At 40.3% G+C, this 19,743-nt stretch carries 17 protein-coding genes and 1 pseudogene; 11 read left to right on the plus strand and 7 right to left on the minus strand.

All coding sequences use genetic code 11. The features are described 5' to 3' along the window. Positions 1 to 48: 48 nt before the first annotated feature. A complete protein-coding gene (locus tag F927_RS07675) occupies positions 49 to 1,293 on the minus strand; it encodes a carbohydrate porin (RefSeq protein ID WP_005083258.1) in 1,245 nt (414 codons plus the stop codon). 123 nt (positions 1,294 to 1,416) lie between these two features. Continuing rightward, on the minus strand, positions 1,417 to 2,535 hold the full coding sequence (locus F927_RS07680; protein WP_005083260.1) for a CaiB/BaiF CoA transferase family protein: 1,119 nt from the start codon (positions 2,533 to 2,535) through the stop codon (positions 1,417 to 1,419). A gap of 214 nt (positions 2,536 to 2,749) precedes the next feature. Between F927_RS07680 and F927_RS07685 the strand changes: the two genes are divergently transcribed. Beyond that, complete coding sequence (locus F927_RS07685; RefSeq protein ID WP_005083262.1) at positions 2,750 to 3,763, plus strand: AraC family transcriptional regulator; 1,014 nt, start codon at positions 2,750 to 2,752, stop codon at positions 3,761 to 3,763. A 19-nt stretch (positions 3,764 to 3,782) separates the two neighbouring features. Here F927_RS07685 and F927_RS17355 read toward each other — a convergent pair. Next, positions 3,783 to 4,335 (minus strand): annotated as a pseudogene (locus F927_RS17355) (adenylate kinase). Positions 4,336 to 4,513: 178 nt separating this feature from the next. On the opposite strand from F927_RS17355, the gene F927_RS07695 reads away from it, so the two are divergent. From F927_RS07695 to F927_RS07715, 5 genes are all read left to right on the plus strand, one after another. Continuing rightward, complete coding sequence (locus F927_RS07695; protein WP_005083269.1) at positions 4,514 to 5,719, plus strand: acetyl-CoA C-acetyltransferase; 1,206 nt, start codon at positions 4,514 to 4,516, stop codon at positions 5,717 to 5,719. Between the two features lie 10 nt (positions 5,720 to 5,729). Further along, the gene (locus F927_RS07700; protein ID WP_005083270.1) at positions 5,730 to 7,877 is read left to right on the plus strand and encodes a 3-hydroxyacyl-CoA dehydrogenase NAD-binding domain-containing protein; all 2,148 of its coding nucleotides are present in this window, start codon (positions 5,730 to 5,732) and stop codon (positions 7,875 to 7,877) included. 164 nt (positions 7,878 to 8,041) lie between these two features. Then, positions 8,042 to 8,305, plus strand: a complete 264-nt coding sequence (locus F927_RS07705; RefSeq protein ID WP_004640698.1) for a hypothetical protein — start codon at positions 8,042 to 8,044, stop codon at positions 8,303 to 8,305. A 66-nt stretch (positions 8,306 to 8,371) separates the two neighbouring features. Then, positions 8,372 to 9,226 carry a patatin-like phospholipase family protein gene (locus F927_RS07710; RefSeq protein WP_004640699.1) on the plus strand — a complete coding sequence of 285 codons (855 nt, stop codon included), beginning with the start codon at positions 8,372 to 8,374 and terminating at the stop codon, positions 9,224 to 9,226. 188 nt (positions 9,227 to 9,414) lie between these two features. Continuing rightward, a complete protein-coding gene (locus tag F927_RS07715) occupies positions 9,415 to 9,645 on the plus strand; it encodes a hypothetical protein (protein ID WP_004640700.1) in 231 nt (76 codons plus the stop codon). Between the two features lie 28 nt (positions 9,646 to 9,673). On the opposite strand, the gene F927_RS07720 is transcribed toward F927_RS07715, so the two are convergent. Next, the gene (locus tag F927_RS07720; protein WP_005083272.1) at positions 9,674 to 10,114 is read right to left on the minus strand and encodes a GNAT family N-acetyltransferase; all 441 of its coding nucleotides are present in this window, start codon (positions 10,112 to 10,114) and stop codon (positions 9,674 to 9,676) included. A gap of 11 nt (positions 10,115 to 10,125) precedes the next feature. Further along, positions 10,126 to 11,343, minus strand: coding sequence for a class I SAM-dependent methyltransferase (locus tag F927_RS07725; RefSeq protein ID WP_005083275.1), 1,218 nt, complete (start codon positions 11,341 to 11,343; stop codon positions 10,126 to 10,128). A 100-nt stretch (positions 11,344 to 11,443) separates the two neighbouring features. Here F927_RS07725 and trhA point away from each other — a divergent pair, with 100 nt between their 5' ends. The 3 genes from trhA (at position 11,444) to lpxO (ending at position 14,576) form a co-directional block, all read left to right on the plus strand. After that, positions 11,444 to 12,085, plus strand: a complete 642-nt coding sequence (gene trhA, locus F927_RS07730) for a PAQR family membrane homeostasis protein TrhA (protein WP_020846197.1) — start codon at positions 11,444 to 11,446, stop codon at positions 12,083 to 12,085. A gap of 118 nt (positions 12,086 to 12,203) precedes the next feature. Continuing rightward, positions 12,204 to 13,514, plus strand: coding sequence for an MFS transporter (locus F927_RS07735; RefSeq protein WP_005083279.1), 1,311 nt, complete (start codon positions 12,204 to 12,206; stop codon positions 13,512 to 13,514). A gap of 156 nt (positions 13,515 to 13,670) precedes the next feature. After that, positions 13,671 to 14,576 (plus strand): lipid A hydroxylase LpxO, encoded by a 906-nt coding sequence (gene lpxO, locus F927_RS07740; protein ID WP_004640707.1) that lies wholly within the window; start codon positions 13,671 to 13,673, stop codon positions 14,574 to 14,576. A 58-nt stretch (positions 14,577 to 14,634) separates the two neighbouring features. Here lpxO and F927_RS07745 read toward each other — a convergent pair whose 3' ends face one another. After that, entirely contained in the window at positions 14,635 to 15,063 is a 429-nt protein-coding gene (locus tag F927_RS07745) for a hypothetical protein (RefSeq protein ID WP_005083282.1), read from the minus strand. A 138-nt stretch (positions 15,064 to 15,201) separates the two neighbouring features. Further along, positions 15,202 to 17,934: a preprotein translocase subunit SecA gene (secA, locus tag F927_RS07750; RefSeq protein ID WP_004640711.1), complete on the minus strand. Its 2,733-nt coding sequence runs from the start codon at positions 17,932 to 17,934 to the stop codon at positions 15,202 to 15,204. 364 nt (positions 17,935 to 18,298) lie between these two features. Here secA and F927_RS07755 point away from each other — a divergent pair, with 364 nt between their 5' ends. Both F927_RS07755 and F927_RS07760 read left to right on the plus strand, forming a co-directional pair. Next, complete coding sequence (locus F927_RS07755; protein WP_005083284.1) at positions 18,299 to 18,934, plus strand: peroxiredoxin; 636 nt, start codon at positions 18,299 to 18,301, stop codon at positions 18,932 to 18,934. 224 nt (positions 18,935 to 19,158) lie between these two features. After that, entirely contained in the window at positions 19,159 to 19,740 is a 582-nt protein-coding gene (locus F927_RS07760; RefSeq protein ID WP_017394632.1) for a dual specificity protein phosphatase family protein, read from the plus strand. Positions 19,741 to 19,743 lie beyond the last annotated feature (3 nt).

The raw sequence follows: 19,743 nt of genomic DNA on the forward strand, positions 1-19,743 counted from the left end.
GTAATCCATTGAAATGAACTAAATCTGCAAAATTATTCAAATCAAAAATTAGAAGACTGTTTGGAACTTAATTCCACCAACCCAAGTTTTGTCACCATTTTTAAGTGCACCGACGTGATGTACGTATTGGATATTTGGACGAATCGTCAACCAATTCGTAGCGTGAATGCTGTAATACAACTCAGTGTTATATTCTTCATCCAATAAACTATTATTTTTATCATTGGCATGAATACGCGCTACACCAAGCGCCAACTCATCTTGTGGGCGCTGATCCAATAGACCTTTATAAATCAAACCAATATTTTGCATATCTTTGACTGCATTGGTTTTTGAGTCATGAACCGTCACATTCACAAAGCCAGTCAAACCACGATCAGACTGACCGTCGTGACTAGTCAATTGTTGCTTTGCAGTAAACCAACCACCTTGTTTATGTGAGGTTTTCGCTGGGTTGGCAATTTCCACAGCATCGGCGGTACTGTAGTAATAGCCAAAACGATATTCGCCAGAAAGTGACTGTGCACCGAGTTTCGGTGTCCAAACCAATTCTGTTGGAATAATGGCACCATGTGATCCATCAGTACTTAGATTGAAGCCTTTGCCACGTTGCAAATTTTCAGGGTTATATTCATACGCTCCAATCTGCGCATACAAGTCAGGTTGCAAATTGTATTTGACGCGCAATGCCCACTGACTGACTGGCCAGTTGTACCATTGATCACCGACCCAGTTGCCCACTTGTGAACCGCATAATGCTAAATTTTGAAAATCACAGTCAAAACTATTAAAGTCAGCACCTTCGCCAAATCGACCAACTTTAATATCTAGTGCTTGATCCAAAAATTTCTTTTTGACCCAAAGCTCTGTTAAACGCCATGTTTGCCCCCGCCCCCAAACTTCTTGTACCGAACTTAAATGTCCTTGTAGACCATCTGCCGTTTGAGAAAGAGATTGGCCATCACGATAAGTTAAAGTGATTTGAGCCTCTGTATCTTGCCAACCTAAAATTTTATTTAGATCAAAGTGAGTACCTAATGCCAGTTGACCTGTGTATTCATTTCCACGACTAGAATACTGTTTAGAATCTAAAACCCCTGCAAATTCGCCTGTGTAATTCGCAGAAAAGTTATAACCCTGTTCTTGTAACGCTGTGCGTTGACCGTTCCAATCACCAAACAACCATTGACCATTTGGATCAAATGCGGGAGATGCTGCTTGAGTATGGTGTGTGAAAAGACTCAATGATAGAACGGATAAACAAGAAACAATCATAGATTTAGAGATTGTCATGTTTACGTAACCTTTTATGTTATTGTGTATAAAAGGTTACTCTTATTTTTAAATTACAATTTATTCAAAATGTTAACGATCTGTACAATATTTTAACATTCAGTGATCATATGCGCATATTTTCTACCATTTCCCTTCTCCCAAAGCTTGCCCTATAAAGGTATATACCATTTGTGATCGAGAAAACTTAATCGGACAAGCTAACTGAGGTTCTGTTTGAGATGCATTTTCCGATAATGGTACATCAACGACCCACCCCCGTTGCTGTGCCATTGGTGAAACTAATGCTTCGTCTAAACTGATCACTGGCTCCACACAAATATCTAAACTCTGGAATACATGTTGCCATTCGGCAAAGTCTTGGGTTTTAAATTTATCTTGTAAAGCCTGTTTGACTGCTTGGCGATCGTCTGGATTAAAAGAAGCACCTTTTGCCAAAAGTATCGGTAAATCTAGAGCAGTAGCTAATCCAGTCATAAATTGTGGCTCTAAGCTCCCCACTGAAAAATAACGACCATCTTTTGTTTCATAATAGTCATAAAAACTCGCACCATTGAGCATGCCTTGTTCAGGACCTTGTGGCGTTTGTCCTGCCAAGCTCGCTGAAGCAGCCATACTATTTAAACTCGCCACACAATCGGTCATCGAAATATCAATATATTGCCCGATACCACTACGTTGACGTTCAATCACTGCTGCGAGAATACCAATCACTGCATGTAATGAACCACCAGCAACATCTGCGATCTGAATTCCAAGTGGTGGAGGTCCACCATCTTGACGCCCACAATGACCCGAAACACCAGCAAGCGCTAAATAATTAATATCATGCCCCGCACGATCTTTATAGCTTCCTGTTTGACCATACCCCGTAATAGAACAGTAAATTAAACGGGGATTGATTTCTGCTAAGGTTTCATAATCCAAACCCAGACGGCGCATCACATCAGGACGAAATTGTTCCAACACAATATCAAAATCCGAGATTTTATTTTTAATGAGCTCAATACTCGCTGGATTTTTAAGATCCAATGCAATCGACTGCTTATTTCGATTCAGATAACTATGTGCAGTGGCCTGACCGTTCGCATAAGGTGGCATAATCCTTACTAAGTCTGGACGAGTCGGTGATTCAATATGGATAACTTCTGCACCCATGTCTGCAAGATACATACTTGCGAATGGACCAGGTAACAAAGTAGAAAAATCTAGAACTTTCAATCCTTTTAATGCAGATGGCATGATAATTTTTACTCATTTTGTTTAAATTTTCTTTTATACTAGGTAGGGATAAACATAAAAACAATGTCATGTTCAGCCATTTACCTTGATAGTTTCGGCAATTTAACATGTACGCATTGAGCAATTATTTTTTCTTGTCAATTGCCCAATTTGATATTTTAGACGGTTATTTAGGTCAATTATCGTGAATAGTAAAGAAACTGAAGGATTCAATATGAGCCGTGATACGATCAGCATCCACTTCGTGAATGCGGCTTTAACAGGTGTGAAACGCCTAGGCATGGACGTTGAAACATTACTTTCACATGTCGGTATAGAAGCAGAATTATTGCGGCAACCTAAAGCTCGAATCTCCCCAGAGCAATATACTCGCTTTGTTAAAATGTTATGGATGGTGACCCAAGACGAACATGTCGGTTTTGATATCCAACCTCGTCGCTTAGGTACATTCGCAATCATGTGCCAATTGATTATTCATTCAAAAACACTCGGTCAGGCACTTGAGCTTTCATCACAATTCTACAAACTGTTTGGTGACGAATGGTCTGTAAGTTTAGAGCGTGACAAACATGAAGCGCGCTTAGTTCCTCACATCCCAAAATCACTCGATCCAGATCATTTTATTACTGAAAGTATGCTGATGATTTGGCATGGTCTTGCATCTTGGTTGATTGAACGTCGTTTGCCCTTAGAACGCGTACATTTTGGTTATGAGCGCCCAAGCCATGCCGATGAATATGATGCATTGTTCTTTGCACCTGTCATGCAGTTCGATGCACCGCGTACAGAGATTACGTTTGCGGCAGATTATCTTGATTTACCAATTCGCCAAGATGAAAATACTTTAGAAGAGTTCTTAAAAGCAGCGCCAGCGCAGCTTCTAGTGAAATTCAAAAATACCAACTCGCTCACTTCTCGTATCCGCGATGTATTGAAGAGTCAAATTGGTGAAGAAATGCCGACACTCAATGATGTAGCGTCGATGTTGTATTTATCCCCTCAAACCTTACGTCGTCGTTTAGCTGCCGAAGGTAAGAGCTATCAAGGTGTCAAAGATGCTCTGCGTCGTGATGCTGCAATTCACTTATTGTTAACACCGAATCTCACACTTGAAGATGTGGCTCAACAAGTGGGCTTCAGTGAAACCAGCACCTTCCACCGCGCCTTTAAAAAATGGACAGGTGTTACCCCTGGTTTATATCGTCAGTTGCATGGGCATCATTCATAAAAATCAGTACATGGATCGTTTAAGAATATTTAGGCGATCCATTCATTGAATTAAGAAATTCTGCTGCTTCTCTTGGAGAAGTCAGATGAATAAATCGAATATGCTGGTATTTTGGATCCTGCATCATCGTCAAATATCTTTGTTTATTTTGTGGATATTTCTGAAACATCCAAAGAAAAATTGATTTTTTTGAGAACATCATCCTCCAACTTTCTCTATTATTCGAGTTTTTCCATAGTGGCTTCCTACTGAGAGCACGCCATACAGTTCGTTTGGTTAAACGATATAAATTTACAGAAAATGCATAATCGAGCCAAATAACAGTATCAACCTCAGACCAAATCATTTCGATACTGCGCGTATACAGGTTATCAATCACCCTAACCAGTTGAAGCATCATCCATTGCTATTTTAAGTTTCATAAATAAGGCCTCGTTTGAAGATTCCTGCCAATCATCTAACCAAAGCAAATCATCCAATTCTATATATTGTAGTTGTCGTTTGTATGCCAACTTGCGAGCAAGTGTAGACTTACCCGAGCCTGTTGTACAAATGATATTAATAAATTTCATTAAGATAATTTTGTTGAATTATGACCGTATATTTTACTAAATATTTCATCTTTTCAACAGTCAACTGAATTGGCGAAAAACATCAAACTTGCCAATGTTTATCATCATTGCACTGACACTTAAATTGAGTACACTCGAAGCACAATGATTTTAATTTAAGGCAATACAAGGAACAGCTATGAGCGAGGCCTATATTATTGATGCCATTCGCACACCACGCGGAAAAGGAAAAAAAGACGGCTCATTACATGAAGTAAAACCAATTACTTTACTCACAACATTATTGAATGAATTACAACAACGCCATCAACTCGACACATCTAAAGTCGATGATATCGTTCTCGGTTGTGTGACACCAATTGGTGATCAAGGTGGGGATATTGCCAAAACTGCTGCGATTGCTGCAGGTTGGAATGATGATGTCGCAGGCGTACAAATCAACCGTTTCTGTGCTTCTGGTTTAGAAGCGGTGAACTTGGCAGCACAAAAAGTTCGTTCAGGTTGGGAAGATGTTGTGGTTGCTGGCGGTGTGGAGTCAATGTCACGCATTCCAATGGGTTCAGATGGTGGTCCATGGGCGCTTGATCCTGAAACCAATTTGAAATCGTCTTTTGTTCCACAAGGTGTAGGCGCAGACTTGATTGCAACTTTAGATGGTTATAGCCGTGCAGATGTAGATGCATTTGCGGTCGGTTCGCAACAAAAGGCTGCTGCCGCTCAGGCAAATGGTTATTTCGATAAATCAGTTGTGCCTGTGAAAGATCATGCAGGTGTAACAATCTTAGAAAAAGACGAATTTATCAAAGGAAATACCACAGTTGAAGGTTTAGCAAAACTGAATGCTAGCTTTGAAATGATGGGTCAAATGGGCTTCGATGCTGTTGCTTTACAGAAGTATCCTGAAGCTCAAAAAATTAATCACGTTCATCATGCAGGTAACTCATCAGGTATCGTAGATGGTGCTGCGGTGGTGTTATTGGCTTCTGAAAAAGCAGTCAAAGTGCAAGGTTTAAAACCTCGTGCCAAGGTGCTTGCAACTGCATTAGTCGGTACAGATCCAACCATTATGCTGACTGGTCCTGCCCCTGCCGCACGTAAAGCATTAGAAAAAGCAGGCTTGAGCATCGACGATATTGATTTATTTGAAGTGAATGAAGCTTTTGCAGCGGTGGTGATGCGTTTTATTACAGAACTGAAAGTTCCTGCTGAGAAAGTCAACGTCAATGGTGGTGCGATTGCGATGGGACATCCATTGGGTGCAACGGGTGCCATGATTCTAGGAACTTTGCTAGATGAATTAGAGCGTCAAGGTAAAAAACGTGGTCTAGCAACATTATGTGTCGGTGGTGGTATGGGTATCGCTACCATTATCGAGTTGGTGTAAGGAGAGCAACATGAGCGCTATTAAATACGAAAAAAACGCTGACAATATTGTAATTCTTACGCTTGACTCATCTGGTCAATCTGCAAACACCATGAATGCAGAGTTCCGTGATGCTTTAGATGAGGTCAGTCAAAAACTCAAAGCTGAAACTGATCTGAAAGGTATTATTTTCCGTTCTGCTAAGAAAACTTTCTTTGCTGGTGGTGACTTAGATGAGCTGATTCAGGTACAACCTGAACACGCCACTGAATTTTTCAAGATGATTGAAAAACTCAAAGGTGACTTACGCACGATCGAAACTTTAGGTGTGCCTGTTGTTGCTGCGTTAAACGGTACTGCCCTTGGCGGTGGCTGGGAAATCGCTTTAGGTTGTCACTACCGTATTGCCATCAATGATCCAAAAACCAAATTTGGTTTACCTGAAGTAACTTTAGGTTTACTTCCAGGTGGTGGTGGTATCGTCCGTATGGTGCGCCTACTTGGTTTACAAAATGCGTTCCCGTTCTTGATGGAAGGTAAGCAATTTGGTGTCGATAAAGCAAAATCATTAGGTCTCGTACATGACACGGCTGAGAATGAACAAGAGCTGTTAGAAAAAGCGATTGCTTGGGTGAAAGCCAATCCGCCTTCTACAAAAGCTGCACAGCAACCATTTGATGTGAAAGGCTACAAAATCCCTGGTGGCGATCCTAAAACGCCTGCGGTTGCGCAAGTGCTTGCAATTGCCCCTGCTATGTTACGAGACAAAACCAAAGGCTGTTATCCAGCTCCAGAAGCGATCATGGCGGCTGCAGTTGAAGGTGCACAAGTCGATGTCGATACCGCACTTCGTATTGAATCACGTTACTTTACACAACTGACTATCGGTCAAGTGTCGAAGAACATGATCGGTACGTTTTGGCATGGTCTAAATGCAATTAAATCAGGTGCGAGTCGTCCTGCTGAAGTTGCTAAATGGCAAGCGAAGAAAGTCGGTGTTTTAGGTGCAGGTATGATGGGTGCAGGGATTGCTTACTCAACCGCAATCAAAGGCATTCCTGTCGTACTCAAAGATGTGTCTGTAGAAAATGCAGAGAAAGGCAAAGCTTACTCGCAAAAGTTACTTGATAAACGTGTTTCACAAGGTCGTATGACAGCAGAAAAACGTGATCAAGTGTTAGCGCTTATTACTGCTACCGCTGATGCAGCTGATCTACAAGGCTGTGATTTAATCATTGAAGCAGTATTTGAGAATCAAGAACTCAAAGCCAAGGTGACTCAAGAAGCTGAACAGTATTTAGCTGAAGGTGGAATCTTTGCATCGAACACGTCTACCTTACCAATCACAGGTTTAGCAACCGCAAGCAAAGATGCCAAAAACTTTATTGGCTTACATTTCTTTAGCCCTGTAGACAAAATGCAATTGGTCGAAATCATCAAAGGTAAAGAAACTTCAGCTGAAACATTAGCGAAAGCCTATGACTTTGTTCAACAAATTGCTAAAACACCAATCGTAGTGAATGATAGTCGTGGTTTCTTTACCAGCCGTGTCTTTGGTACCTTTATTCAAGAAGGTATGCGTCTACTTGCTGAGGGCGTACATCCAGCGAAAATCGAAATGGCAGCACTCAAAGCTGGTATGCCTGTTGGTCCTCTTGCGATTCAGGATGAAGTTTCTTTAACTCTGACTGAGCATGTAGCAAGCGAAACGCGTAAAGCATTGCAAGCTGAAGGGAAAGACTTACCGAAAACGCCTGTAGATGAAGTGGTTCACACCATGATTCACGAGCTGAATCGTAAAGGTAAAGCTGCTGGTGCAGGCTTCTATGAATATCCAGAAAATGGCAAAAAACATTTGTGGGATGGACTCAGCCGCTGGACAAAAGAAAATGATATTTCTGAACAAGATATGATTGATCGTTTCTTGTTTGTTCAAGCACTGGATACCTTACGCTGCTATGAGGAAGGTGTTCTAGAGTCAGTGATTGATGCCAATGTCGGTTCAATTTTCGGAATCGGTTTTGCACCTTGGACTGGCGGTGCGATTCAATTCTTAAATCAAAACGGGATTGAAAAATCATTACAACGTTCAGAAGAATTGGCTACTCAATATGGTGAACGTTTCACTCCACCGCAACTGCTGAAAGACAAAGCGCAAAAGAAGGAAATTATTCAATAATTCATTTCTTTTTATAAGCTTAAAGCTCATGTCAGTATTGATTACCGATATGAGCTTTTTACTATTCGACAAAATCACTGCAAAACTTCTGCCTAATTCATCACAAATTGTGCTATAAATCTCCCTAATTCTGCTTTCTTTTTTGTCCTTTGGAAATTTGTCTTATGTCTGAGAAATTATGCCCAGAAACTTCACCTTGGGGGTGGAAAGCGCTGATCATCACGATCATTCTAAGCTTTATTTTTATGGTGATTTTTTACTTAGCCATCACCAATGAACCTGATTATATGCCAAGCCAAAAGCAAACTAGCAGCCAACAACATGCTTTTAAAACAGCACCTGCAATGTCGCCAGAAGCATTAGAGGCAGCTAAAAGCAATACAGCAACAGCAACTACAGCTGCCCAAGCAGAATCTCATCAACACTAAAGTGCTATTGTCGAACATGATAAATCCGTGTTAAACAGGGGTTTATCATGGTATTCGAGATTTTCAATGCTTCAACAAAATCGTCAGGCACTGGTCGTTGAAGGTGGTGGAATGCGCGGCGCATTTACCAGCGGTGTCTTAGATGCATTTTTACAGCAACAATTTAATCCTTTTGATCTCTGTGTTGGTGTCTCCTCAGGCTCAACTAATGTTGCAAATTACTTAGCTGCTCAACAGGGTCGAACACTACAAATTTATTTAGATCATTCTCTTCGTTCAGAATTCATTCATTATGGACGCTTTTTTAAAGGCGGTGATTTACTTGATCTAAAATGGATGTGGGATGTGGTTGAGAAAGAAAATCCACTCAATCAAACCCAACTATTTGCCAATCATCCTGAATTTTATATGGTGCTTACTCACGCTATTTCTGGTGAGGCGACTTATATCAAAGCATCTAGAGATAATATTTTGGATGGCTTAAGGGCATCGAGTTCGATTCCTGTATTGACACGTCAAGCGGTTGAAGTGTTTGGTGAACCTTATTTCGATGGTGGCGTTGCTGATGCCCTTCCAGTCCATTGGGCAGCACAACAAAATCATGTTTCTAAACTCATGGTATTACGTACTCGCCCTAAAAAATACTATAAAGCGAGTAATAGAGGCGATCAGTTCCTCGCGAAATATTTGTTTAAACAACAACACGGTTTTGCACGTAGTCTTTTAACACGAACCCAACGCTATAATGATTCAGTTCAGTTTGTTCGAACACCATCAGGACAAAAAATCTTGGAAGTATGCCCCCCAGATTTAAAAAATATGGCAGGTCGACTCACCAAGAACAAATCTAAAATCCGCTATAGCTATGATGTTGGTATCGAAACTGGCCTAAAGGCGATAGAAGATTGGCACAAGCTATAACTTCGAAATCAATGTAATACCTTTTAATGTAATGGCGAGATGACGCTGCTTTCAGCCGCTCGCCAAATTGAACAACTCAATAACATATCTCTCCCTATTGAAGCACATAGAAGAACTCCATATAGATACTTGGCAAGCGAGCTAAAAAAGGCGCAAAATTACGTTTTCTTTATTTTTTGGATTTTTTCATGAGCAATCAACCATCTCCACAAAAAGACTCAAATGAAACAGTATTGGGATGGAAATTTGTCATTATTGTTGGGGTACTCAGCACCATTTTTTTAAGTTTTTTCTATTTAGCGATGACCCAAGAACCTGATTATATGCCTGGCGCGCAACGTAAAGCACAGCAACAGCAAGAGCTTTCTCAAGAAGTTGCTCCTGCAAGCTCCGAAGTGGCTGCACAACCTAAACAATAGTCAGATCGATAAATGCCAATCTTATAGGTTATACCTTTCCTGTGATCGGCATGATCATTTCAATATGTGGAATGCCACACTCATCATATTCATCGCCTTGTGCCACGAAACCTAATTTTTCATAAAATGAAGTAGCGTGCGTTTGTGCAGAAAGCTGTAAAAATGGACGGTTTTGGGATTTAGCATAAGCAATCATTTCCAACATGATCAATTGTCCAATGCCCTGACCTCGATATTCCTGCAATACGGCAACACGCCCTAAATGATGATCAGGTAACAATCGAGCGGTGGCAATCGCTTGATCTTGTGCATAGACGACAAAATGTTCCGACACTTGGTCTTGATCGTCCCATTCATCTTGCTCAGGAATGTTTTGCTCATTGATAAACACAAACTCACGAATGCGCTTGGCATCCTGCTGTAGTTGCAATTGATCCCATTGACCATGTTTCACAACAAAACGATTCATCTCTTGTCCCATTAACACTTACAACCTACATTTTCGATAGGCATTTGATCCTGCAATAACAACTCTAAACTTTGCTTTTGAATGCCATACATCGTTTTTAATGCTTGTATTTGCTGCAAAATTTTAGCATCAGGCTGCTGAATATCTTTGCGCTTGGTCGCCAAAATCATTTTGTTCTTACTGGTATGTTCTAATGAGACAAACTCGAAGACTTTAGTTTCATAGCCATAGGCCTTTAGCAATAAAGCCCGCAAAGTATCTGTGAGCATTTCAGCCTGCTGCCCAGCATGAATACCGAATTGCAGCATCGGTTGTAACACTTCTGGACTCTTGAGTTGCGGTCTTAATTCTTTATGACAGCATGGGGCGCACATGATCATCGAGGCATTGAGACGAATCCCAGTATGAATCGCAAAATCAGTTGCAATATCACAGGCATGCAGGGCAATCATGACATCCAACTTTTCAGGTTGATAGCTCCGCACATCCCCTTCGAAAAAATCAAGATGATTAAACCCGACGTCATCTGCAACTTTCTGGCAAAACTCAACTAAATTCGAGCGTAATTCCACACCTGTAATCAGGGGCGTTTTTTGTTGGGCTTGTAAATAGTCATATAAAGCAAAGGTTAAATAGCCTTTACCAGAACCAAAGTCAACGATATTCAGTTCTTGTTGAGAAGCATCAATTTGAGCATAAGCATTGGAAAATATCTCAATGAATTTATTGATCTGTTTCCACTTTCGCGCCATGCTTGGAATGACTTGCCCTTTTTCATCTGTGATACCTAGATGTTTTAGGAATGGGCTTTGCTGCTCTACATAACGATGCTTTTCTCGATTATGCTGACGTTGCTCTATTTCCATCGACAAGGGTTGTCTTTTTTGCACATTGAGCATTGCTTTCTTTTTATTTTTCTTGAGTTGGGCTTCTTGATCAAGCGCGAATAAATTAGCCTGTTTAGATTGTGCCAATAGTTCAGCAATTTTCTCAATCCCTTCATTCATCGAATAGTTTTTAGTAATGTCTTGGGTTTTATGATGATATAAACAAGATAAAGTGGCTTGCCCCTGCAACTCAATAATCCGAAATGTCATTTTTTCTAAATCTGTCATTTCGCCTTTGTACTGACTCAAAATCAGACGATCAAAGCTTTTATTTTCAATCGATTGCTGGATATCCAAGAAAAATTGTTGTTCTTGTTCAAAAGAAAATTTCGGCGCAAACATAATGAAAACCTGACAAATAGAAACTAAATTCTAAAGCGTCTTACTTTAAAAGGGAAATTGCATTACGATACAGTTGTATTTTTATGCAAAGCTTATTGCGATGAACATGAACTCAATATTGAATTATGATCCAAAAGAAGAACGACTCAATGCATATAGTCATGGTATCGGTGCAATATTAGCTTTAATTGCCTCGGTATTTTTAATTATTAAAGGGAGCTATCTTCCCTTGGGCCAATGGATCAGTCTATGGGTCTATGGCTTTAGTTTAGTATTGCTACTCAGCAGTTCAATGCTTTATCACTTCGCACAAGATGAAACCAGACGATATTGGTATAAGAAACTAGATCATACCGCGATTTACTATCTGATCGCGGGCACCTATACCCCCTTTCTCAGTATTGCCATTCCAACAGCCAAGGCGCACTATCTTCTAATTGCGCTTTGGGTGATTGCATTTATTGGCACCCTATTTAAATTGGTGTTTATTCATCGCTTTCAAAAACTGTCATTAGTAGCTTATCTGGTGATGGGTTGGTTAGCTGTATTATTGATGGATGACATGCAACGTTATTTATCCAAAGATGCTCTACAACTGCTGATTGCAGGTGGATTGGCTTATACCATCGGTACATTGTTTTATGCCTTAAAAAAGGTAAGATATACCCACGCAATATGGCATATCTTTGTGCTACTAGGAGCAGGTTTACATTTTCTAGCGATCTATTGGTATGTGCTGTAAGCAAGCATTTTGCTGGCATTCATTACATTCAATTCCGAAGTAAGCCCCGCATTTTATAAGGAACATCTAAGGCGAACACTTCGTATTTTGTCTTAGATCATTAGAATTAAGGTCATCTATGTCGTCAAACTCTATGGCTGCCACTGGTGAGGTGGCAAGCAATTCAAAAACACGTGTACTGTTTGCAAGTCTCGTTGGTACCACAATTGAGTTTTTTGACTTTTATATTTATGCCACTGCCGCAGTCATTATTTTTCCACATCTGTTCTTTCCAGCAAGTAGTGGAAGCGCAGCCTTACTCCAGTCATTAGCCACCTTTGCAATCGCATTTATTGCCCGCCCCGTCGGCGCTGCACTTTTTGGTCATTTAGGCGATCGGATCGGACGTAAAGCCACCTTGGTTGCAGCACTATTGACCATGGGTGTTTCAACTGTCTGTATTGGCTTGTTGCCTACTTATGCTCAAATCGGCATTGCTGCTCCCCTATTATTAGCCTTATGTCGTTTGGGACAAGGACTGGGCTTAGGCGGTGAATGGAGTGGTGCGGTGTTACTCGCGACTGAGAATGCGCCAGAAGGTAAACGCGCATGGTATGGCATGTTCCCTCAATTAGGGGCACCTATTGGATTTATCCTTGCAACAGGTTCATTCCTCTTGCTTGGTGCATTCATGACGGAACAAGCATTTATGACTTGGGGATGGCGTATTCCTTTTATCGCGAGTGCTGTTTTAGTTTTAGTCGGTCTATACATTCGCTTGAAATTACATGAAACACCAGCTTTTCAAAAAGTTCTGGATAAACAAAAAGAAGTAAATGTTCCATTTAAAGAAGTCATGACCAAGCACTTGTCTAAATTGATTCTTGGAACGATTGCTGCAATTTGTACATTTGTGGTGTTCTATCTCACCACTGTTTTTGCACTGACTTGGGGAACTACACAGCTTGGCTATACCCGTACTGAATTTTTGCAATTACAGCTTATAGCGACTTTATGTTTTGCTGGCTTTATTCCTTTATCAGCGATTTTAGCGGAGAAAATCGGTCGTCGAACCACGTCGATTGCTGTCTGTATTTTAGCTGCATTGTTTGGTTTAGTCTTCGCAAGCTTGCTTGATTCTGGTAGTCCTGTATTGGTGTTTTTATTCTTGTGTATCGGGTTATCGATTATGGGACTGACTTATGGTCCGATTGGCACAATCTTGTCTGAACTGTTCCCAACGTCTGTACGTTACACGGGTTCGGCACTGACCTTTAATCTAGCAGGCATCTTTGGTGCCTCTTTTGCACCCTACATTGCCACTAAACTTGCTGAAAACTTTGGTTTACAAGCAGTCGGTTATTATCTCAGTGCCGCGGCATTATTATCTCTGATAGCTTTTTTATTGATCCGAGAAACTAAAAATATCGATGTAAATAACCAAATCTAATCACACATAAAACATCAGGTGAGCATCAAGCGATGCTCGCCTGAGTGACCTTTTATCGTACAATTAAAGACCTTTCCAACTTGTATCTATAACCATACTCGTCCAAATATATTTTGTGCTAAACTAACCGCCTCCCATTTTTAGACTATTGTGCTTATGTACGCAGTGATTATCATTGCCGTATTTTTGGTTAGTTTCTTATATACTTATTTTCGTGGTAAAGAACGATTAAAAATATCTCGGCAACTATTTGACCATTCTACATTTTTAGCGCCTGTAAACATGTTTATGACTGGTTTTTCTAAACTCCCAAACCAGCCATTTTTTGATGTGGCGCAATTCCCTGAACTCAAACCATTACAAGATAATTGGGAGGTGATTCGGGAAGAAGCCATTCAACTACAAAATCAAATCAAAGCATCCGAAAAAAATAATGATGCAGGCTTTAATACTTTTTTTAAGCGTGGCTGGAAACGTTTTTATTTGAAATGGTATCAAGATAGCCATCCATCAGCACAACAACTTTGCCCAAAGACTGTAGCATTACTTGAAAGTATTCCATCGGTTAAAGCAGCAATGTTTACTGAGTTGCCATCTGGAAGTTACTTGGGTAAACACCGTGATCCTTATGCAGGTTCGGTACGTTATCACTTGGGTTTAGTCACCCCCAATAGTGATGACTGTTTTATCGAAGTTGATCAAGAGCGTTATAGCTGGAGAGATGGTGAAGCAACCGTTTTTGATGAAACCTATGTACATTGGGCACATAATCAAACGGATCAAACTCGTATCATCTTATTCTGTGATATTGAGCGCCCAATGAAATGGGGCTGGGCGCAAAAATTCAATCATTGGTTTGGTCGTAATGTGATGTCAGCAGCCAGTTCACCCAACGATGATCAGGATAAAACAGGATTTATTAACCGTATCTTCAAATATGGTTATGCTATTCACCACTATGGTCGTGGCTTGAAAGCGCGTAATCGCCCACTCTACTATGCTTTGAAATGGTTAATGTTTGCGATCATTATTGGTTTGGTCTTACTGCCAAGTTTTTTATAAGATAAGCACGCAATAAAAAAGAGATGCGAATGCATCTCTTTTTTTGCATAACAATCAATTAATTGCTTGTTGCTGCTTGAGCACTAGCTGTTTGCGGTGCTTGGGCATTGGCTGTTTGTGCAGCAGCTGCATTTGCAGCTTGTACAGCTGCTTCACCAATTAAAGCAATCTTGGCTTTTTCTTGGCTTTTTTCAGACAAGGCAGGATTTGATGCCACAATACGATTAATATTTGCTGAGTTTGCTGGTGCAATCGCAGCAGTTTGCAAGACGATTGGACGGTTGCCCGTATCACCTAAGGTATAGCGAATCCCAGTACGAGGACTAATCACTGTCGTCACATCGTGCTTTACTTGTGCCTGAGCAGAAGTCTCACCTTTTGCAGCCTGTACTTTTTCCACTGTTGTGGTTTGAGGCGCATCTTTTGCAAATGCAAAACTTGATACTGCTGCACTTGCCAAAATTAAAAGTTGTAATGGTTTTTTCATTGTCTTCCCGCTTTTAATATCAATTCAATCAAGAACTGTAAGTTCGATAATCAAACTACAAAGCTTGACTCGACTCAAGTAGTTTATCGTAAAAAAAGCAGAGCCTATGCTCTGCTTTTTAATGAAGGCAACTCCAAATTAGAGTTTACCGTGACATTGTTTGTATTTTAAACCAGAGCCACATGGACAAGGTGCATTACGACTTTCAGGTACTGGGAATGCTGTATTGTTTGCCAGTTCTGTTTCTTCAGAAGCAGTCACTTCACCCGTTAAACCATCGACCTCATCATGCTCAAAAGAAAGACGCATCGATTCAGCTTGGCGTTGCTGCTGTGCTTCCATTTCTGCTAGCTCTTCAGCTGTTGGAACATGTACACGAGATAAATCAGTTACCACATCCGACTTAATCACACCCAACATATTCACAAACAAATTAAAGGCTTCTTTCTTATATTCTTGTTCAGGATTTTTCTGTGCATAACCACGTAAATGAATCCCTTGACGCAAATAATCCATCGCTGCCAAATGATCTTTCCAATGGCGATCCAGTGAATTTAGCATAAAGTGGCGTTCTAACATCACTGCAGATTCAGCGCCCATTTGTTCACGGCGTTGACGATAGCGGTTTACAACCTCATCTGAAATACGAGAAATCAAACCTTCTTCGTCTAAACGGCGATCTTGGTTTAACCATTGCTGTACAGGTAATTCAATGCCGAGATCCACTTTTAAAGCATTCTCTAAACCTTCGATATCCCACTGATCATGAACTGACTCTGGTGGAATAAAGTTAGCAATCACCCCTTTAATAACTTCACGATGCATTTCTTCGATGTAATCTTGCAAAGTACTTTCAGCGAGAACTTCATCGCGTTGTGAGTAAATAATCTTACGCTGTTCGTTGTTAACATCGTCGTACTTCAATAAGTTTTTACGAATATCAAAGTTACGCGCTTCAACTTTACGTTGTGCATTTTCAATCGAGCGACTCACCATCTTATGTTCAATGGCTTCATTTTCTTGCAAGCCCATTGCGCGCATCATGGCAACAACACGATCACCTGCGAAAATACGCATCAAATCATCTTCAAGCGACAAATAGAAGCGAGAAACACCAGGGTCACCCTGACGACCTGCACGACCACGCAACTGGTTATCAATACGACGTGATTCGTGGCGTTCAGAACCAATGATATGTAGACCACCAGATGCTAATACATCTTCATGGTCTTTTTCCCATTGTGCTTGCAAGCGTGCTTCATCTTCAGATGTTGGATTTTCAATTTTAGCCAGCTTAGCCTTCCAGTTACCACCAAGCAAAATATCTGTACCACGACCTGCCATATTGGTTGCAATGGTTACCGCATTTGGGCTACCCGCTTGCGCAATAATATCTGCCTCACGCTCATGCTGCTTCGCATTAAGCACTTCGTGATGAATACCTGCTTGTAGTAATTTTGAAGACAGGATCTCGCTTGCTTCAATCGTTGCAGTACCAATCAGAATAGGTGCTACACCCTTTTGACGAATATTGGTAATTTCTTCAATAATGGCATTGTATTTACCATTGCGATTTAAATAGATTAAATCATTATGGTCGATACGCACCATTGGTCTATGCGTTGGAATGATCACCACATCCAAACCATAAATTTCTTTCATTTCCGCTGCTTCAGTATCAGCAGTACCTGTCATGCCTGAAAGCTTTTTATACAGACGGAAATAGTTCTGGAATGTCGTCGTTGCAAGCGTTTGGTTTTCTGGTTGAATTTCCATGTTTTCTTTGGCTTCAACCGCTTGGTGCAAACCTTCTGACCAACGGCGACCTGGCATGGTACGACCAGTACTTTCATCCACAATAATCACTTCTTCTTTTTGTGTTTGTGGATTGATGCCAATGATGTAGTGCACGTTCTTTTGATAAAGATAATGTGCACGAATCGCTGCCGTTACATGATGAACTAAATTCAGATTTGTTGCAGAGTAGAGACTTTCACCTTCCGCTAACAAACCCATCTGAATCAATTCTTGTTCAACAGTTTCATAGCCAATTTCAGTCATTTCAACTGAACGTTGCTTTTCATCAACCCAGAAGTGTCCTCCATCCGCAACTTTCTCTTCCTTCTGAGGTTTTAATTTTGGAGGAATACTATTGATTAGCTGATATAAATGAGAGGAATCTTCACTCTGTCCTGAAATAATCAATGGTGTACGTGCTTCATCGATCAAGATTGAGTCAACTTCATCAATGATCGCATAGCTCAGACCACGCTGCTTTTTCTCTTGTAAAGAAAAAACCATGTTGTCACGGAGATAGTCAAAACCAAATTCGTTATTGGTACCGTAAGTAATGTCTGCAATATAAGCTTGCGCTTTCTCATCAGGCATTTGCATAGAGTAAATTACACCAATACTCAAACCTAAAAATTCGAATAATGGACGGTTTAACTCCGCATCACGTTGTGCCAAGTAGTCATTCACGGTAATGACGTGAACGCCTTGACCACTCAACGCATTGAGATAACAGGCCAAGGTACCCATCAAGGTTTTACCTTCACCTGTACGCATTTCAGCAATTTTACCTTCATGCAAGGTAATCCCACCGATTAACTGCACATCATAATGACGCATACCCATGACACGTTTAGCAGCCTCTCGACAGACCGCAAAAGCTTCAGGCAGTAATTTATCTAGACTTTCACCGTTTTGGAAACGTTGTTTGAATTCTGGAGTTTTTGCAGAGAGGTCTGCATCGTTAAGAGTAGATATCGTCGGTTCAAGCGCATTGATTTGTTCAACAATTTTACGCATGCGTTTGAGCTCACGCTCATTTTTAGTACCGAAGATACCTCCGATCAGACTTGCCAACATGAATAAACTCTCTAATCCTGTTTGTTATAAGGTTTGGAAATATCAACAAACCTTAGGTCGGTTAATTTTTTCTTAGCTGTTATTATGGAGTCAGAAATAAGAACTACAAGTGCTTTACGTTCAAACAGCAAAAAAAACTGCAAAATGATTCTGACATCATGCAACCAAAGATCGTTAATGTAGCAAATTTACCTTTCCGTTACATCGATTTAAATGTGAATTTCTGATGATTTTTATACCATAGCGCCTACATTCATATATTAAAAAATGATAATAAAATGAAAAAACAATAATTTTGTTTATAAGCAAAATACTGCATATTGGGTTATCGCATTATTAAATAACATAGAGTTAAGGAGTAGTCATGACATTACGTTTAGGTGATATCGCGCCAAATTTTCAACAAGCATCAAGTGAAGGCACGATTGATTTTTACGAATTTTTAGAGGATGGCTGGGCAGTTTTATTTTCACATCCAGCTGATTTTACTCCTGTCTGCACCACCGAACTGGGTTTTACAGCAAAACTCAAAGATGAATTTAATAAGCGTGGTGTTAAAGCAATTGCTCTTTCAGTCGATGACGTAGACTCACACCAGCGTTGGATTGAAGATATTAATGAGACACAAAATACGACAGTGAATTTTCCAATCATTGCAGATAAAGACCGTAAAGTATCCGAGCTCTATGGCTTTATCCATCCCAATGCCAGCGAAACCTTAACCGTTCGCTCGTTGGTAATTATTGATCCAAATAGAAAAGTTCGTCTAATCATTACCTACCCAGCCTCTACAGGACGAAACTTTCACGAAGTATTACGTGTCATAGACTCGCTGCAATTGACAGATCATCATAAGGTCGCAACGCCAGCCAATTGGCAACAAGGTGAAGATGTGGTGATTATCCCTTCGCTTAAAGATGAAGAAGAAATCAAACAACGGTTCCCTAAAGGTTATAAGGCGGTGAAACCTTATTTAAGATTGACTGCTCAACCAGAATAATAAAAAACAGCAAAGATTTATGATGCAACCAGCCCTTTAACTCACTTGTTAAAAGGGCTTTTTTTGTCTATCCATGATTGATAATAAGCATGGACTACAACAACCTATTTTTCTAGATATTCTTCTCTACCGCTTTTTATCGTTACAATTTCTCGCTCAACTTCTATTTATTATTCAGTTACTTTGTGCACACAACTTTTCCATATCCAATCATGACCTTTACAATGAAAAAATTATTGATCAGCACCATTCTCATTAGTACGCTCAGCATGAATGGTTGTATGAAATATCCCGGCCTAAGTGATGAACAACGCCCAAACAATTGGGGTACGTTGATTTCTAACACACATAATTTCTATCAAATTAGTCAAGATGTCTATCGAAGTGAGCAACCTGACGCTGAGCTGATTGCCAGTTTAAAACAACATCAAATCCACACTGTGATCAATCTCAGAGCACGTAATAAAGATGCGAATGTGTTTAAAGATCAAGATTTTAATCTGGTACATATCCCCATCTATACGTGGGCAATCAATCGTGATGATCTCTTAACCGCAATGCGAGCAATCCAAACTGCAAAACAACAAAATCAGAAGGTTTTAGTTCATTGTTATCATGGCTCTGATCGTACGGGAGCAACCATAGCGATGTATCGAATTATTTTTGAGAATTGGTCAATTGAAGATGCCGTCAAAGAAATGAAGCAAGGGGGCTATGGCTACCATGTCATCTGGAAAAACATTGAACATTTATTCACTACAGACAATGTAAAATGGATTCAACAACAATTGTCGAATCCATCATAACTT

The organism is Acinetobacter haemolyticus CIP 64.3 = MTCC 9819, assembly GCF_000369065.1.
Classification (GTDB): Bacteria; Pseudomonadota; Gammaproteobacteria; order Pseudomonadales; family Moraxellaceae; genus Acinetobacter; species Acinetobacter haemolyticus.

Excerpts from the sequence above, each read along its gene's own strand:
- F927_RS07680 (WP_005083260.1), bottom strand. The coding sequence starts at position 2,535 with ATGCCATCTGCATTAAAAGGATTGAAAGTTCTAGATTTTTCTACTTTG.
- F927_RS07715 (WP_004640700.1), top strand. The coding sequence starts at position 9,415 with ATGAGCAATCAACCATCTCCACAAAAAGACTCAAATGAAACAGTATTG.
- F927_RS07705 (WP_004640698.1), top strand. The coding sequence starts at position 8,042 with ATGTCTGAGAAATTATGCCCAGAAACTTCACCTTGGGGGTGGAAAGCG.
- F927_RS07755 (WP_005083284.1), top strand. The coding sequence starts at position 18,299 with ATGACATTACGTTTAGGTGATATCGCGCCAAATTTTCAACAAGCATCA.
- F927_RS07735 (WP_005083279.1), top strand. The coding sequence starts at position 12,204 with ATGTCGTCAAACTCTATGGCTGCCACTGGTGAGGTGGCAAGCAATTCA.
- F927_RS07725 (WP_005083275.1), bottom strand. The coding sequence starts at position 11,343 with ATGTTTGCGCCGAAATTTTCTTTTGAACAAGAACAACAATTTTTCTTG.
- F927_RS07760 (WP_017394632.1), top strand. The coding sequence starts at position 19,159 with ATGAAAAAATTATTGATCAGCACCATTCTCATTAGTACGCTCAGCATG.
- F927_RS07745 (WP_005083282.1), bottom strand. The coding sequence starts at position 15,063 with ATGAAAAAACCATTACAACTTTTAATTTTGGCAAGTGCAGCAGTATCA.
- F927_RS07695 (WP_005083269.1), top strand. The coding sequence starts at position 4,514 with ATGAGCGAGGCCTATATTATTGATGCCATTCGCACACCACGCGGAAAA.
- F927_RS07675 (WP_005083258.1), bottom strand. The coding sequence starts at position 1,293 with ATGACAATCTCTAAATCTATGATTGTTTCTTGTTTATCCGTTCTATCA.
- F927_RS07720 (WP_005083272.1), bottom strand. The coding sequence starts at position 10,114 with ATGAATCGTTTTGTTGTGAAACATGGTCAATGGGATCAATTGCAACTA.
- secA (WP_004640711.1), bottom strand. The coding sequence starts at position 17,934 with ATGTTGGCAAGTCTGATCGGAGGTATCTTCGGTACTAAAAATGAGCGT.
- F927_RS07710 (WP_004640699.1), top strand. The coding sequence starts at position 8,372 with ATGCTTCAACAAAATCGTCAGGCACTGGTCGTTGAAGGTGGTGGAATG.
- F927_RS07700 (WP_005083270.1), top strand. The coding sequence starts at position 5,730 with ATGAGCGCTATTAAATACGAAAAAAACGCTGACAATATTGTAATTCTT.
- F927_RS07685 (WP_005083262.1), top strand. The coding sequence starts at position 2,750 with ATGAGCCGTGATACGATCAGCATCCACTTCGTGAATGCGGCTTTAACA.
- trhA (WP_020846197.1), top strand. The coding sequence starts at position 11,444 with ATGAACATGAACTCAATATTGAATTATGATCCAAAAGAAGAACGACTC.
- lpxO (WP_004640707.1), top strand. The coding sequence starts at position 13,671 with ATGTACGCAGTGATTATCATTGCCGTATTTTTGGTTAGTTTCTTATAT.